Genomic DNA, 12,557 nt, shown 5'->3' with positions numbered 1-12,557 from the left:
GGGGAGTAGGAAGGAATGGCAGAAAATAAAACGGTGAAGTTTACAATTGTTCGTCAGGATAACGAGAATTCTCCTGCTTACGAGGAAGAATTTGAAGTTCCTTATCGTCCAAATATGAACGTTATTTCGGCATTAATGGAAATTCGTAAAAACCCTGTCAATGCAAAGGGACAAGCTACTACCCCAATCACTTGGGATATGAACTGTCTGGAAGAGGTTTGTGGTGCCTGTTCAATGGTGATTAATGGAAAACCGCGTCAATCTTGTTCGTCATTAGTTGATCAATTAACACAGCCAATTCGTTTAGAACCAATGCGAACATTCCCGGTTGTCCGTGACCTTCAGGTTGACCGAAGCAGAATGTTTGATTCCTTGAAAAAAGTTAAAGCGTGGATTCCAATTGATGGAACCTATGATTTAGGACCAGGCCCACGTATGCCTGAGAAAAAACGTCAATGGGCATATGAACTTTCCAAATGTATGACATGCGGTGTTTGTTTGGAAGCATGTCCAAATGTAAACAGCAAAACCAACTTTATGGGGCCTGCTGTATTTAACCAAGTTCGCTTATTTAATGCTCATCCAACTGGGGAAATGAATAAAGCAGAACGCTTAAATGCTTTTATGGAGGATGGAGGAATGCAAGGCTGCGGTAACTCCCAAAACTGCGTGCAAGCATGTCCGAAAGGGATTCCAATTACAACTTCCATTGCTGCCATTAACCGTGATGCTACCATGCAGGCATTCAGAAACTTTTTTGGAAGTGACCACGACTAAAAGAAAAGCGCAAGCGCCTTGGTGCTTATGCTCATTTTAAAACCTTCTTTTCTACTGCAGAAAAGAAGGTTTTTTTCGCTTTAAGGCTTTGTGATTTCAATAGTCCTATTGGCAGCGTTTTGTTATACTTATAAATAAGGTCCTTATGTAAAGGCAGGTATTTGAAAGTGAAATCTAAGCTTCCTCTATTTATTATTTTAATCGGCATAATTCTTTTAACTATTGGACTCTGGCAATATGTTGATATGAAATATCAAACGGAAGCATCTCTTAAACAAGCAAAAGAAATTATTTCTAAACAGCATACAGATACTCAAAAAAAGAAAATTGAAAATAGTCCGCCGCCAGGTATGGGAGATACCGTAGGACTTTTAACAATTCCTAAGATCAATTCAGAATTGGCCATCGTTGAAGGAACTGATCCAGATGACCTTGAAAAAGGTGTAGGGCATTATAAAAGTTCCTATTTTCCTGGTGAGCAGGGGCAAATTGTTTTGTCTGGCCACCGTGATACAGTTTTCCGCAAATTAGGGGAATTGAAAATCGGTGATTCACTTAAAATCCAAATGCCAAATGGGAACTTCAAATATGAAATTACACATACAAAAGTTGTGAAATCTGACGATACCAGTATCATCACATTACAAAATCAACAGGAAGAATTAATTGTCACTACGTGCTATCCATTCCGCTATGTAGGAAATGCGCCAAAACGATACATTATTTATGCAAAGCCCAAAAGTTCCTAATTCCTAGGGGCTTTTATTTTTTTAAAGAAGGAATATTTTTTTAATTAATTCATTTTCCTTTAAGCAAATATAGTCACTACATTTGTATTGTTCACATAAGATATGGTGACTAAATTTATACCCACCCCACGATTCATTACTGGCGAAGGCAAGGAGGGTTACAATACTTGAAGGAGAATGATTATAATCACAAGCCACTACTCACCAAACGTGAGAGAGAAGTATTCGAACTACTAGTACAAGACAAAACAACGAAAGAAATCGCTGGTGAATTATTTATAAGCGAAAAAACCGTTAGGAATCACATTTCAAATGCTATGCAAAAGCTTGGTGTAAAGGGGCGTTCACAAGCAGTTGTAGAGCTCCTTCGAATGGGAGAGCTAGAACTTTAATGATGACCGGCATCCACTTTTGGAGGCCGGTTCATCTTTTATAGATCAATGACTCGGATTTTATGGAATTATTTTTTCCATGAAATCTAAGTGATAAATTGACTTCTCCCCATGGATAAATCCAGGGGATTCTTTTTTAAACCTTCATCAAAGCCGCCTATCAGCCGGGGGCTTCCAGGTCTTACTGCTTCTCCAGTTCATTACGACATGTAGTGAAAAATACATACCGCAGCCCAATCATAGGCACTACGCCACTGCCCTTTTAGCCACATTGTGCGGGACAATGGGGGTTAAAAGGACTCGGCGATACTTTGTATCTTCTATTTTAGGTAGTTCTCGATTTTTCTTGAATTGTTTATGGATAGACTTGTCCAAAATATTCACGGCACCCACTAGATCCCGATGTCCTTTCGCACCACACGGACAGTGGAAGTTTCGATTCCATTGTTTACTGAATTCTCCGCATGAAGGGCACGTACCGGAAGTATAGGACTCTTCCACAAGTTGGACTTTGACGCCTCGAAGGTTCAATTTGTATGTTATTTTTTCAATTAATTGCCCAAAACTCCAATTGGACAATTGTTGACGAATTTCTTTTCTTGTTTTCTTTTTCTTCTTCGTATTCTTTTGAACGCCATCCGGTGTTCCGATATAGAGTGCTTTAATGTGGTTTTCCACACACCAATCGGTGACCATTTTCGAAATCGTATGCAATAGGTACTCGATTCTCCGTTCCAGTTTTTCTAAAAAACGGCTTTTACGCAAAATGAGTTTTTGCCTTTTGTTCGAACCTGGCTTTTTCCGGCCAATGAGCTTCTGAAGCTCTTTTAACCTTTTGTTTCTGTAGCGCTGTAACGAGCGAAGTTCTCTTCCTGTGACAATGAAGTGATTTTTTCCGTCACTTAAAACAGTCGCATGTTTGAGCCCTACATCACAGCCGGCTTCCTTATTACCTTGTACTTGCTTTTGTTTTGGTACTTCCACTGCTATATGCATCCAGTATTGATCTTTGTGCCAAACGATTTCGGCACTTTTTATTGTATGGAAATCAATGTGCTTTGGTTGAGGGATCACTAAGGGGGATTGTTGTTTTCCATTGCTAAACAGCAGCTTTTTATCCTTGCATTTAATAGCTGCTTTTTTATATTTGACGGAAAAGAATTTTTTGTATTTCCAAGGGTATCGCCACTGTTTTTCACCTTTAGCCCGCAGCTCCCTCGTTCTTTTGCATGTTTCTTCATGTAACTCGATGATGGCTTGAATCGTTTGCGAGTGTAATTGATGGGTGGTGGCATTGTACCATTTCTTTTTTTCTGATGCACTTGTCCAAATCTTATATACATCATATAGCCACCAATGGAGATCTAAGCAGTCATTCCATAGATTCGCTGCTTTCTTTCACTACCTAACAGAACATTTGTTCTATACTTTTATTATACTTGTTTCTATTGGTAATTGGAAGTAAAAAAAACATGGCTTATATCCCCATTTCTGAAGAAAGGGGTTTTACGCCACTTTTTTGATAAATTCCCGTATTTAAAGAGAAGATTTTTTAGATATGAATTAGTTCTGTTGGTCTGCATCTATCAATAAACACATTTCTCTGGCTATTTTTACAGGTCAAAAGAACAAAAATTACATATGTTAATGGAAAATAGTAGAAATCTATTGAAAGTTTAATCAGTAAAATTTACAATAAAAATAGGTTAATATAGAAATAATACTTTTATTTAATTAAAGGATGGTTTTTATTGGTGAATTAAGAGGTACAATCGGAGCCATTCTACATAATGAGAGTGAATGTATCTTTGTGGATTGGGATTAAAATATTGATAAAAGTGCCATCGTACTGATCTTAAACCCGACAACATAGAGGCAAGTGAGTTAGACAATTGAGCTAGACACAAGCCAAGATGGGAGTCTTACTCATCTTGGCTTTTTATATGTTTCATTAATTTCGGGGAGAAAGGAACTGATAGAGAGAGATGAAAGGTCCTGTTGAAGCAATAAAAAATGAGAAGAGAATGCTTTTAGGAAAATATTTAGATGAAAATATTAGTAGATGTGAAACATTGTTCACTTGTAATCAAGATAGTATGTTCATTTTAGATATAGAAGGGCATGTTGTGCAAGTGAACCCAGCATTCGAAAAAATATCAGGATTTTCAACAGAAGAAGCTAAACAGTTGAAACTTCAATTCCTTTTTCCGATTGATAATGTAAATAAAGTATTTCATCATTTTCATAAAGCTGTATTAGGTCAATTCCAAAACTTTGATTGTAAAATGATGAACAAAAACGGCCAGCTTGTCGATCTGAATGTAACGAATATCCCGATTAGTATGAACGATCAAATTGTAGGGGTGTGTGCAGTAGGAAGGGATATAACTGCATTAAAAAGGAAGAAAGAGGAAATAAGAAAAATTGAGGAAATGCAGCGGATATTAACAGACGATGTCTTAGATGTCATTATCAGTACGAATATGCAGGGGGAGATTCTCTACGTATCGCCTTCCTGTGAACATATTCTTGGCTATACAGAAGATGAAGTAATCAATCAAAATAGTTTAACATTCATTCACCCAGATGATAAAAAGAAGGCATATATGAATCGAAAAAAGTCTCTCGACACACTAGGAAACGGAAGGGATTGCTATCGTGTTCGTAAAAAAGACGGGGAATATGTTTGGATGGAGTCACTTTGTAAACCAATCATTGACACTGAAACACTTCTTGTATTGGAAGTGGTAAGTGTTATTAGAGATATTTCGAAGCAAACGAAAGTGGAAGAAGAAGCAAAAAAACGTGAAGAAACATATCGAGATATCGTTGAGTATTCACCTGATGCCGTGTTTATCGCAAGGGGGAATAAAATTCTATTTATAAATGAAACAGGTGCAAAATTATTAGGAGCAACAAAAAAAGAGGATATTCTTAATAAGAAGGTTATCGATTTCTTTCATCCGGATTATCATGAGATTGCAAAGAAACGAATCAAAGTTGTGACAAGAGGGGATACGACAGACTTTTATGAATACAAATTAATCTGCTTGGATGGCACTGTTTTTTTCGCGGAAGTGAAAGCAATACCTACTATTTTTCAAAATAAACCTGCTAAGCATATCATTATTAGAGATATTACGGAACAGAAAAGGACACAAGAACTCCTACTTAACTCAGAAAAATTAAATGTGGCAGGGCAGCTGGCTGCAGGGATTGCACACGAGGTACGAAATCCCCTAACCGCGATTAAAGGGTTTCTTCGGTTAATGGAGGCACAAGCAGATAATAATCAAACATACTTTGAAATAATCAAATCTGAAATGGATCGAATTGAACTAATTCTTAGTGAGTTGTTGGTGCTGGCTAAACCGCATGAGTTAAAATTTGAACCAGTCGATTTAAATAGGCTGATTGATAGTGTAAAAACGTTAATTGATACTCAGGCAATAATGAATGGTGTTCACATTGAAACGAGTTATTGCGCTAAAAACTTCATGATAAACTGTGATCGAAATCAGTTAAAACAAGTGTTTATCAATATTTTAAAAAATGCTATAGAAGCAATGCCAAAAGGCGGTGTTGTCACAATTGAGCTTAAAAAACATAGTTTTAATAAGATAAAATTGCTCTTTAAAGATACGGGCAAAGGAATGCCGCAGGATATTTTAAAACGTCTCGGAGAACCGTTTTTTACCACGAAAGAGGACGGCACAGGACTTGGGATCATGATTTCCAAACAAATTGTCGAAAATCATGAGGGAACGATTCACTTTTGGAGTGATCAAAAGGGAACCATTATTGAAGTGATTTTACCGTTGATGAGACCAAAGCAGGTTTAGTGCCCCTCCGAATGGGAGTACTTGAAAATAAATGAAACCGGCATCCATTTGGATGACGGTTTTATTATCTAATCACTTGATACCGTATAACTAAATTCTATTTCATCCTTTTGTTGATTGTAATCAACATGTAAATTGTGTCCATTAAAAAACCATAAATCTGTTTCTTCTATGAAAAATGTAATTCCTTCTAATTCGGTATTAATATACATATCAATAGGGTCGTTATCAACCGTAAACGCAAGTGAAAAATTTTCTTGAATAGGGCTGCTACCGTAGATTTGCGTATAAAACCTCACTTTATCCCCTTTATTTAACTCAACTTCTTCCTGAAACCATTTTAATGCTGCATTACTTATGTTTATCTCCATAATCTTCTCACCTTTGTTTATTATTGACACTGATTTTTATCTGTTCATTATTCTATAGTATCTCCAAGTAATGTGAAACTAATTTGATTCTTTCAATTATGAAAATATACGGTTGAATTTTTTTGAGGAAAAATTTTATCAAATAGATTCAGCTTGAAATTTTTACGGAAAAAGTAGAAAATAAGGACAAGCTTTAAATATTTTACTTAGAATTGTTGGTTTTGAGGAGAAGCATATTTTAGGAGTGTTAAACAAATGGAACTCGAAAATCCACAAAGAGTAACCGAGGATATTTTTGCGCATATTGAAAAGGATTTACGCTACATTTCCGGAATCATCAAGCAAAAGGGAAGAGAAATGTTGAGTAATTATAAGATTACTCCGCCACAATTCGTGGCCTTACAATGGCTTTTTGAAGACGGCGATATGACAATCGGTGAGCTTTCGAATAAAATGTATTTGGCATGCAGCACGACGACCGATCTTGTAGACAGAATGGAGAAAAACCTTCTCGTTGAACGGGTAAGGGATTCAGCCGATCGTCGTGTGGTAAGGATTCACTTGCTCGATGAGGGTAAGAGAATCATTGATGAGGTTATTAAGAAGCGGCAAGTATACTTAGAGGAAGTATTGATAAACTTCTCAAAATCAGATATTCAACTTCTTCACACCAGCTTAATGAAACTTCATCAGGAAATGCGTTAAAATGAGGCGAGATGCTTGAAACAACCAATAGGTGTTATAGATTCCGGCGTCGGTGGATTAACCGTTGCCAAAGAGATTATGAGGCAGCTTCCAAATGAGAAAATCATTTATTTGGGAGATACAGCCCGCTGCCCCTATGGACCAAGAACGAGGCAGGAAGTGAAGAGATTCACTTGGGAAATGACCACTTTTTTATTAGAAAAAAATATCAAAATGCTTGTGATTGCTTGTAACACAGCAACGGCAGCCGCGCTTGACGAGATTCGTAAAGAATTGTCCATTCCTGTTCTCGGGGTTATTAATCCAGGGTCACGAGCGGCGATTAAGCGGACGAAAAACTATCGAGTTGGCATTATCGGCACAATAGGTACTGTCAAAAGTGGTGCTTACGAAAAAGCCTTGAAATCGCTAAACAGCCGGCTTTTTGTCACCAGTCATGCATGTCCGAAGTTTGTTCCTCTTGTGGAAAGTGGGGAATATAGTGGACCGATTGCTGAGAAAATAGTGGACGAAGCGCTGAAGCCATTATTGGATCATAATTTAGATACATTGATATTGGGCTGCACTCACTATCCATTGCTTGAACCATTAATAAAAAATCTAATGGGTGAGGCCGTTAAAGTCATTAGTTCTGGTGACGAAACCGCACGTGAAATTAGTGCTATTCTCCAATACAATGGACTGCTCGACACCTGTGAGGCCGAACCCGAGCATGAATTTTACACGACAGGCTCAAAAAGGCTCTTTTCAAAAATTGCCTCACAGTGGATGGGCATTCCTATAGACAATGTAAATAAAATAAAACTATAAACCGAAGCTCCTATCAGCATGATGGGGGCTTTTTTTGTGACCATGATGCGAAAAAAAGCGCGTCCACGGTAACAAAAAAAGATAATAGTGACCATGATGCGAAAAAAGAACATCCGTGGTAATAAAAAAGTTATTTGGGTAAGGATTTGAAATAATAGATTTCAAAATGATACTGGTACGACTCAAATATATTCTGATTAAAACTATTTTTAGTCCAGAGTAGTGAATATGAAAAAATTGTTCTATTTTTCTTTCACAAGACGGTCTAATTTCTCATAAGGCTCGTATACATGATAGTACAAACTGTCTTAGGGGGGAATTAATGTGTCTAAAAATAAAGCTAAAATTTTTGGTGTAACCGTGCTTACCTCAACCGTACTGCTTTCCGGCTGCGGATTGTTTGGCGGTGAAACGCAAAAGAAAATTGACCCGCCAAAGAGTGTGGCGGTCGTCGATAAAAAAGCAAGTAAGGAAACGACGGAAAATGATAAAGGTAAGGTGGAAAACGTAGTAAAGACAGAGCTATACCTGATTGATAAAGATGGATATGTCGTTCCACAAACATTAAACCTGCCGAAAACAACCTCAGTAGCAACACAAGCACTTGAAAATTTAGTGGTGAATGGACCTGTAACGAACAAGCTGCCAAATGATTTTAGAGCTGTCCTTCCTGAGGATACAACGCTTTCTGTCGACATTGATAAAAATTCGGGCGTAGCAACGGTTAATTTTTCAAAAGAATTTAAAGACTACAAGCCTGAAGATGAGATGAAGATACTTCAATCGGTTACTTGGACGCTGACCCAATTTGATAATGTTAAATCAGTTAAGCTTAAAATGAACGGCCACGAACTAACGGAAATGCCAGTCAATGGGACCCCTATCAGCCAAAATCTATCAAGAGCTACAGGGATTAATATTGATACAACAGATGTTGTTGATATAACCAATACGAAGCCGGTGACTGTCTACTATATTGGCGGTGAAGAGGGCTCATACTACTATGTTCCGGTCACGCGCCGTGTAAGTAATAACGAGAAGGATAATTATAGTGCAGTTGTAAATGAACTCATTAAAGGGCCTAGTGCAAAGTCTACTCTTGTATCTGAGTTCGTGTCTGACGTCAAACTGCTTGAGGCACCAAAATATCAAGACGGAACCGTTACATTGAACTTCAATAAGGGTATTTATGACAGCTTTGATAAAAAGGAAATTTCACAATCGTTACTTGATACACTGGTACTTTCTTTAACGGAACAGCAAGGGGTTAAAAAGGTTGCTGTTCAGGTAGACGGTAAAGCAGAAATCAAAAATGATAAAGGAAAAAAATTAACTGAGCCTGTCACTCGTCCGGAAAAAGTCAATACAGGTAGTTTTTAAAAAAAACTTTTTGTTATACTATATAATGACAATGAAAGAGGTTGGCTCGAGCGCCGCCTCTTCTTTATTTGAAATAATCATAGTATTTTTTGAGGGAGGAATTTTTGTGCGTGTTGATGGAAGAGAGCCATTACAGCTAAGACCTATACATATTGAAACAAATTATTTAATGCATCCAGAAGGTTCTGTCCTTATTTCTGTCGGGAATACAAAGGTGATTTGTACAGCTAGTATTGAAGATCGAGTACCGCCGTTTATGAGAGGGGAAGGCAAAGGTTGGATCACGGCTGAATACTCAATGCTCCCAAGGGCAACAGAATCAAGAAATATCCGAGAATCCTCCAAAGGAAAGGTGTCCGGCCGCACTATGGAAATTCAGCGGTTAATCGGCCGTGCTCTTCGCGCGATTGTTGACCTTGGTGCAATCGGCGAAAGAACAGTCTGGATTGATTGTGATGTCATTCAGGCAGATGGCGGTACACGGACTGCCTCCATCACCGGTGCATTTGTCGCGATGGCACTTGCTTTGAATGCTTTAGCGGAGAAAAAGTCATTTTCAAAGTTTCCGATTACCGATTATTTGGCTGCAACAAGTGTCGGAATTTTACAGGATGGCGGAACTGTGCTTGACTTAAATTATGCAGAGGACTCTAAGGCTCAGGTTGATATGAATGTGGTGATGACCGGAAGCGGTGAATTTGTTGAATTACAGGGAACGGGTGAAGAATCAACCTTCTCTTATAATCAACTGCAAGGCTTGTTAAATGCCGCGCAGGAGGGGCTTATGGAGCTATTTGAGCAGCAAAAAGTAGCACTGGGTGAGGATATCACTCGAAAAATTGAGGGTAGAAGGAAGAAATAGACTCGAATTAGGTGGTTGAGTGCGTGTTACCTGTGGGTAGCCTTAGGTTTAACTAAACATTACGATTAAGAAAAATTTTTTTAACATGGAGAGGCGATTACAATGAAAGAAGTTATTATTGCTACAAAAAATCCTGGGAAAGCTCGTGAATTCGAACATATTTTTGCAAGCAGAGGAATTAAGGTCTTGACGCTGCTTGATTTTTCTGAAATTCCAGAGGTAGAAGAAACAGGCACAACTTTTGAAGAAAATGCTATTCTAAAAGCCGAAGCGGTATCCCAAGCACTAAATAAAATGGTTATTGGTGATGATTCCGGTCTAATGGTGGACACCCTTGAAGGAAGACCTGGAATCTTTTCCGCTCGATATGCCGGCGAGCCAAAAAATGACCAAAACAATACAGATAAAGTGCTATCAGAATTGCAAGGTGTTCCAGAAGGAGAAAGATCCGCAAGATTTTACTGTGCATTAGCTGTCGCTATACCGGGGCAAGAAACATGGACGGTGTCAGGTACTTGCGAAGGCCGGATATTGGAAGAACGCCGAGGAACTAATGGCTTTGGCTATGATCCTGTTTTTTATGTGCCCGAAAAAGGATTGGCAATGGCTGAGCTATCATCAGATGAAAAAAGTAACATCAGCCACCGGGCTAATGCGTTGAAAAAGCTTGATGTAATCATAGATTCAATTATCGAAAGAGCTGAGCAGTAATGAGCAAGGTGTTAGTTATCAGCGATAGCCATGGGTTGACGAAGGAACTCGAGATCATAAGAGAAAGACATCTAAAAGAAGTTGATTTAATGATTCACTGCGGAGATTCGCAATTAATGCCCGATGATAAAGCCATTTCCGGTTACTTAACAGTGATGGGAAATTGTGATTTTGGAGGCGGTTATCCTATGGAAGCCATTTCTGAAGATGCTGGCCGAAAAATCTTTATTACACATGGACATCGATACTCGGTGAAATCTACGTTAATGAAATTAAAATACAAGGCACAGGAAGTAAAGGCTGATATCGTCTGTTTTGGCCACTCGCACGTCCTTGGTGCGGAAGTGATAGATGGAATATTATTTTTAAATCCTGGCAGCATCCGCCTTCCGCGCGAGCGGTTTGAGAAAACATATGTCATTCTTGAGTTGTTGGTCGATAAAATTAAGCTGTCAGTGTTTGAGGTAAATGGGCGGGAATTGACAGACTTGCAAAGGGAATTTGTTTTGTAGAATACTTGTACCTAGAAAAACTCCTATATTAAAAGTCGACAAATAATATTGATATTTGTGGGAAAGTGAAGGGGAATTTTCTTCCCCCTCACTTTTGTTTTAAAAAATGAACAAAAACCTGTTGACTTTTATTTATTAGGATAATATAATAAATCTTGTCTTTGATACATGAATACGTCCCAGTAGCTCAGCCGGATAGAGCATACGCCTTCTAAGCGTACGGTCGGGAGTTCGAATCTCTCCTGGGACGCCATTAACTTGTACCATTCAAACTACATACCAAATATCAACTCACCAGTGAAGGTGAGTTTTTTTTGTCTTTTATTTATGCTACACTATTTTCCAACGACGTGCCGAAGGACGGATTCTTATGAAAAAACGGGAACCAGTGAAACGAAAAGATAATGTAGTCTATTTTCCCGGACTCGAAAAGAGATTGACAGACAAAGGCCTAGAAAGCCTTGAACAGAAAAAATTCAAAGAAGCCATTACCTTTTTAGAAGAAGCAAGAGAATTGGATCAGGATAATGACGATATTTTAATCGGGCTTGTCCTTGCTTATTTTGAAGCGGGTTCTTTTAAAAAAGCTAAAGTACTTGCGAAGGAAATGCTATTACAAGGAATTGGCGACTATTTTCAAATGGTCGATCTTTATTTGACTGTGCTGATTCAGCTTCACGAATACCAGGAAATTGTTTCGACCATCGAGGTCTTATTAGAAGAAAAAGAAATTCCGACTGAGAAACATGATCATTTTTTAACCATCCTTCAATTCAGCCGAAGAATGGCAGAGAATCGTCAGTCAGAAGAAGAAATAGAACCAGAGGTTCAAAATCTAAATCTCTTATCAAAAAATAACTTAAATGAGCAAATGCTTGTTGTCGCGGGTTTAGCGGAGAAAAACATTCGTCCCTATATCGACGAAATTGCCGATTATTTAGAAGCTGAAATAGGTCATCCATTTCTAAAAACGATGTTATTAACACTTTTAAAAGAACAAGAAATTAATAAAGCACTACTAGTGAGAAAATTTTTCAAAGAAAATACATTCATTCCAACGGAGCTGCCGGAAGTTAGAGTACAGCCACAAATGATGGCAGTAAAAGATTTACTCGAGGATCGATTGGAAAGTAATAACCCAGGTCTCTTTGAAAATACAATCGGAATGGTCGAGCGGACGTTTTTTATCAACTATCCATTTGAGCTAGAGCCGGAAAATCCATCGGCATGGGCAGGAGCCTTTCATCTACTTGCTCAAGAGTACCTGGGAATCGATCAGGAAATTAGTAAAATAGCAAGTGAATATGGAGCAGGAATAGTAGAAATTGAGCAGGCAATGGCACAAATCAAGGAGATTGAGAAAATTTCCTACCCTAATATTTAGGTCTCGCTGTTGAAAGAAAGCAATCCTGTGATATAATGTAGGGGTTGCATTGTGTAAAAAAC

Annotated in this window: 12 protein-coding genes, 1 tRNA gene and 1 pseudogene; 12 read left to right on the top strand and 2 right to left on the bottom strand. The window is 38.2% G+C overall.

Annotated elements, in window-relative coordinates:
• The first annotated feature begins 15 nt into the window (after nt 1-15).
• The 3 genes from sdhB (at nt 16) to gerE (ending at nt 1,918) form a co-directional block, all read left to right on the top strand.
• Entirely contained in the window at nt 16-777 is a 762-nt protein-coding gene (sdhB, locus tag QNH20_RS20020; RefSeq protein WP_283919725.1) for a succinate dehydrogenase iron-sulfur subunit, read from the top strand.
• 167 nt (nt 778-944) lie between these two features.
• Complete coding sequence (locus QNH20_RS20015; protein ID WP_283919724.1) at nt 945-1,526, top strand: class D sortase; 582 nt, start codon at nt 945-947, stop codon at nt 1,524-1,526.
• A gap of 167 nt (nt 1,527-1,693) precedes the next feature.
• Complete coding sequence (gene gerE, locus QNH20_RS20010; protein ID WP_007087335.1) at nt 1,694-1,918, top strand: spore germination transcription factor GerE; 225 nt, start codon at nt 1,694-1,696, stop codon at nt 1,916-1,918.
• Nucleotides 1,919-2,164: 246 nt separating this feature from the next.
• Here the strand turns inward: gerE and QNH20_RS20005 are convergent.
• Nucleotides 2,165-3,298: pseudogene (locus tag QNH20_RS20005) on the bottom strand (RNA-guided endonuclease InsQ/TnpB family protein); the annotation flags it as partial.
• Nucleotides 3,299-3,942: 644 nt separating this feature from the next.
• On the opposite strand from QNH20_RS20005, the gene QNH20_RS20000 reads away from it, so the two are divergent.
• Entirely contained in the window at nt 3,943-5,760 is a 1,818-nt protein-coding gene (locus QNH20_RS20000) for a PAS domain-containing sensor histidine kinase (protein ID WP_283919723.1), read from the top strand.
• A gap of 68 nt (nt 5,761-5,828) precedes the next feature.
• Here the strand turns inward: QNH20_RS20000 and QNH20_RS19995 are convergent, their stop codons facing one another.
• Entirely contained in the window at nt 5,829-6,131 is a 303-nt protein-coding gene (locus QNH20_RS19995) for a HesB/YadR/YfhF family protein (protein ID WP_283919722.1), read from the bottom strand.
• Nucleotides 6,132-6,386: 255 nt separating this feature from the next.
• On the opposite strand from QNH20_RS19995, the gene QNH20_RS19990 reads away from it, so the two are divergent.
• The 8 genes from QNH20_RS19990 to QNH20_RS19955 all read left to right on the top strand — a co-directional run bounded on the left by QNH20_RS19990 (nt 6,387) and on the right by QNH20_RS19955 (nt 12,495).
• Nucleotides 6,387-6,836 carry a MarR family winged helix-turn-helix transcriptional regulator gene (locus tag QNH20_RS19990; protein WP_283919721.1) on the top strand — a complete coding sequence of 150 codons (450 nt, stop codon included), beginning with the start codon at nt 6,387-6,389 and terminating at the stop codon, nt 6,834-6,836.
• A gap of 15 nt (nt 6,837-6,851) precedes the next feature.
• Complete coding sequence (gene racE, locus QNH20_RS19985) at nt 6,852-7,646, top strand: glutamate racemase (RefSeq protein WP_283919720.1); 795 nt, start codon at nt 6,852-6,854, stop codon at nt 7,644-7,646.
• A 324-nt stretch (nt 7,647-7,970) separates the two neighbouring features.
• Nucleotides 7,971-9,026, top strand: coding sequence for a GerMN domain-containing protein (locus QNH20_RS19980; protein WP_283919719.1), 1,056 nt, complete (start codon nt 7,971-7,973; stop codon nt 9,024-9,026).
• Nucleotides 9,027-9,132: 106 nt separating this feature from the next.
• Nucleotides 9,133-9,888, top strand: coding sequence for a ribonuclease PH (rph, locus tag QNH20_RS19975; RefSeq protein ID WP_283919718.1), 756 nt, complete (start codon nt 9,133-9,135; stop codon nt 9,886-9,888).
• Nucleotides 9,889-9,990: 102 nt separating this feature from the next.
• Entirely contained in the window at nt 9,991-10,599 is a 609-nt protein-coding gene (locus tag QNH20_RS19970) for an XTP/dITP diphosphatase (RefSeq protein WP_283919717.1), read from the top strand.
• Nucleotides 10,599-11,111, top strand: a complete 513-nt coding sequence (locus tag QNH20_RS19965; RefSeq protein ID WP_283919716.1) for a metallophosphoesterase family protein — start codon at nt 10,599-10,601, stop codon at nt 11,109-11,111. Before QNH20_RS19970 ends, QNH20_RS19965 begins: the two co-directional genes overlap by 1 nt.
• A 176-nt stretch (nt 11,112-11,287) precedes the next feature.
• Nucleotides 11,288-11,364 (top strand) — tRNA-Arg (locus tag QNH20_RS19960).
• Nucleotides 11,365-11,481: 117 nt separating this feature from the next.
• Nucleotides 11,482-12,495 carry a tetratricopeptide repeat protein gene (locus tag QNH20_RS19955; protein WP_283919715.1) on the top strand — a complete coding sequence of 338 codons (1,014 nt, stop codon included), beginning with the start codon at nt 11,482-11,484 and terminating at the stop codon, nt 12,493-12,495.
• Nucleotides 12,496-12,557 lie beyond the last annotated feature (62 nt).

The sequence above is a fragment of the Neobacillus sp. WH10 genome (assembly GCF_030123405.1).
GTDB lineage: Bacteria > Bacillota > Bacilli > Bacillales > Cytobacillaceae > Neobacillus.
This window is presented reverse-complemented; position numbering and strand designations above follow the sequence as displayed.